Annotated in this window: 3 protein-coding genes; 2 read left to right on the top strand and 1 reads right to left on the bottom strand. The window is 57.4% G+C overall.

Going from position 1 to position 2,739, the window contains the following annotated elements; all coding sequences use genetic code 11:
- Positions 1 to 659: hypothetical protein (locus ACOCD2_RS08655; RefSeq protein WP_419625678.1), on the top strand; the 659-nt coding region annotated here is incomplete at its 5' end.
- On the top strand, positions 634 to 2,463 hold the full coding sequence (locus ACOCD2_RS08660) for a BatD family protein (RefSeq protein ID WP_294031203.1): 1,830 nt from the start codon (positions 634 to 636) through the stop codon (positions 2,461 to 2,463). The genes ACOCD2_RS08655 and ACOCD2_RS08660, both read left to right, overlap by 26 nt.
- A 32-nt stretch (positions 2,464 to 2,495) precedes the next feature.
- On the opposite strand, the gene ACOCD2_RS08665 is transcribed toward ACOCD2_RS08660, so the two are convergent.
- Positions 2,496 to 2,739: IS66 family transposase (locus ACOCD2_RS08665; RefSeq protein ID WP_419582775.1), on the bottom strand; the 244-nt coding region annotated here is incomplete at its 5' end.

Genomic DNA, 2,739 nt, shown 5'->3' on the forward strand with positions numbered 1-2,739 from the left:
CACTGAAGCAGAATCCTGAACTGGCAGATGCCAGGGCCAATCGTGATCTGCTGAAAAAGCTGCTCGAACAGCAGAAACAGAAGCAACAGCAGAACCAGCAGAACCAGCAGAACCAGCAGAATCAGCAGAATCAGCAGAATCAGCAGAATCAGCAGAATCAGCAGAATCAGCAGAATCAGCAGAATCAGCAGAATCAGCAGAATCAGCAGAATCAGCAGAATCAGCAGAATCAGCAGTCAGACAAGGAAAACCAGGAACAGAAAAGTTCCTCGGCTGCGAAAAAAAATCAGGAGGAGCGGTCTCAGGGCGAGAAGCAGCAACAGGCCGGCTCACCGCTGAATGAAAAGGAGCAGAAAGAAAAGGAAAAGGCCAGGAAAGCTGCAGAAGCGGCACGGGCCGAGGAAGAAAGAAAAGCCGAGGAAAAACACAAGGCCATGAAAGGCAGGCAGGCTGAAGAACAGTCTTCAGAGCAACAGGAAAAAAAGGATCAAATGCCCGTACAGGCCATCGGCCAGGAAGAGCCCATGGATGAGCAGCGCCTTTCCCGGGAACAGTGGTTACGGCGTATTCCTGATGATCCGGGTGGCCTGCTGCGTCGCAAATTCAAGTACTACTATCAGAGAAAGCAATATGATGTCCCGCAACAACAACCCTGGTAAGCCCACCAAGACAACCGCCCGTGCGGTCATGGTCATTTTGCTGCTGCTTTTTGGCAGCTGGGTTCAGGCCGCGCAGATCAGTGTGAAAACCGATCACAGTCCGGTCGCCGTGGATGAAACCTTTCAGCTGATCTTCACCGTCGATGGCGAACCGGATGGCAGCCCGGACTTTTCACCTCTGGAGCAGGATTTTGAAGTGCTGGGTACCAGTCAGTCCCGCAACATCAGCATCGTCAACGGCAAGGCATCCCGTACCACCCGCTATCTGGTCAATGTCCTGCCCCGGCGCAGTGGTGAGCTGACCGTGCCCTCGGTGAGTTTCGGCAAGGATGTCAGCCCGGTGCTCAAGCTGCGTGTGCAGGATGCAACAACCGGGAAAACGCCTGCAGCCGCGTCGGGCGAAGCGGTGTTCATGGAAGTGGGTGTCGACCAGAACAAGCCCTGGGTACAGCAGCAGGTAATACTGACCGTGCGCATCTTCAGCCGCATTCAGTGGAAGGAAGCCAGTCTTTCAGATCCCCAGTTTCGTGGCGGGGAGGTACTGGTGCAGAAGCTGGGAGAGGACCGGCGTTACGAGAAACAGAGGGACGGCCAGTCATGGCAGGTGATCGAACGCCGTTATGCCCTGTTTCCGCAGAAGAGCGGTGAGCTGAGCATGGACCCCCTGAGCCTGAACCTGCGCATACCTGCAGGCAGCAAGAAGCAGCGTTCGCCCTTTGGCAGTTTCAACGATCCTTTTTTCGATGATTTCTTTTCCAGCCGCAGTTATCGCAACAAGATGGTGCGCAGCAAGCCGCTGAGCCTGGATGTACGCCCGATCCCACCTGCTTTTCATGGCAAGCGCTGGCTGGTGGCAAGGGATTTGCAGCTGCAGGAAAGCTGGTCTGATGCGCCTGAAGATCTGAAAACCGGCGAGCCGGTGACCCGCACCCTCGCCATCGTGGCTGATGGTGTGACCCTGGGACAGCTGCCTGAACTGACCCTGCCGCAGATCCAGGGGCTGAGAATCTACCCTGATGACCCGGTGAACAAGGAGCAGGCAACGGACAAAGGCATTCTCAGCACCAGTTCGCGCAAGTTCGCCATCATTCCCACCCATCCCGGCGATTATCAACTGCCGGCTGTGGAACTGAAGTGGTGGAACAGCGTTACCGGCAGCGAGCAGACGGCCCGCCTGGCGCCCAGAATGCTGAAAGTGACAGGTGCAGTGCAGAACGTGCCGCCACCTGTGGCGGCCACGCCCCTTGCCGCTGCGCCGGTTTCTTCGGCAGAGCAGCCGCCGAAGGCTCCCGGAAACAGCGTTTCCCCGGCGGCCGTGGCCGTGACGGCGAAGCCCGGGGGGGATGGGATCAATACCTGGCTGATTGCCGGCAATGCCATACTGGCGATCCTGTGGCTGCTCACGCTGGTGCTGTATGTGCGCAGCAGAAAGGCTGCAGGTTCCAGGGTGATGCCGGAAGAGAAGACGGCTTCTGTTCCGAACATGAGCAGGCTGTGGCGGCAATTGCACCAGGCGGTTCAGGCGGGCGATGCGGCAGCTGTGCGGGCCTCCCTGCTGGAACTGGCCCCCGGTTTATGGCCGGAGCAGACGCCCAGGAGCCTGGAAGCCATGGCTGACAGGGTGGATGCTCCTCTTTCGGTTGAGCTGCTGAACCTGAGCCGTCACCTGTATGCCGACCCGGCTGTTGCCTGGGACGGTGAGAAGATCGAGTCTGGTATGAAAGCTCTGCGGCATGGTGAAGCGCAGAAAAAGCCGGATGCCAAAGAGGGGGTGCTCAAGCCCCTGTATCCCAATGCCGGTTAGCGTGGGCATGATAATAAGCTATTGATTTGTAACTACTCACCCCTATCAGCATAGAGCTGTCCCGAAAAGGCCATTTGAATGGCGACCAGCGGATTGTATCCCTGATTTGCCATGGTCTGCAGGTAACTGGAGATGCGGCAATAGGCTTCGGCGTGCTTTCTTGTCCGGAAGCACCCCGACACCTTCTGTTTGACCTTGCTCATTCTCAGGTCACGTTCGGCCCGGTTGTTGGTAAACGGCACGTATGAGAGTCTGGCGAAGAGCAGTACTGCCGTC

This window comes from Thiolapillus sp. (assembly GCF_048562965.1).
Taxonomy (GTDB): Bacteria; Pseudomonadota; Gammaproteobacteria; order Chromatiales; family Chromatiaceae; genus Thiolapillus; species Thiolapillus brandeum_A.